The sequence below is a fragment of the Larkinella sp. C7 genome, assembly GCF_006149005.1.
Taxonomy (GTDB): Bacteria; Bacteroidota; Bacteroidia; order Cytophagales; family Spirosomataceae; genus Larkinella.
Window position 1 is genome coordinate 1 of the sequence record NZ_VBSL01000184.1, and the last position, 412, is coordinate 412.

Here is a 412-nt window from a genome sequence, read left to right on the forward strand (position 1 = left end):
GCGAGCCAAAAAGCGACAGGAATTGAAGGATTACCTTCTGACCAATCCTAAACGGGCTCTCTTGGCTGACTTGCATAAGCTTTATTCTCGGGACCAGGTCAAGTTCTTGGTCCAAGCTGGGGCCCTAGAAATTGAAGAGGTTCCTGTCAACCGTAGTCAGGACTATTTTGATAAGGTGCAAAAAACAGACTTCTTAAAGCTCAATCAGGAGCAGGCTCAGGCTGTCCAAACTATAGTAGCTGACATTGGTCAGCCTAATAAACCCTATCTGTTAGAGGGAATCACGGGTTCTGGTAAGACGGAAGTTTATCTGCATATTATTGATCAGGTGCTTAAACTTGGCAAGACAGCCATTGTCTTGGTGCCGGAAATTTCCTTGACGCCTCAGATGACCAACCGTTTTATTTCTCGT

General features: G+C 45.4%; 1 protein-coding gene. It reads left to right on the top strand.

Annotation, left to right across the window (positions count from 1 at the left end; genetic code table 11):
• Nucleotides 1-22: 22 nt before the first annotated feature.
• Nucleotides 23-412 (top strand): DEAD/DEAH box helicase family protein (locus FH871_RS35030; protein WP_212768406.1); only part of this gene is annotated, 390 nt, incomplete at its 3' end.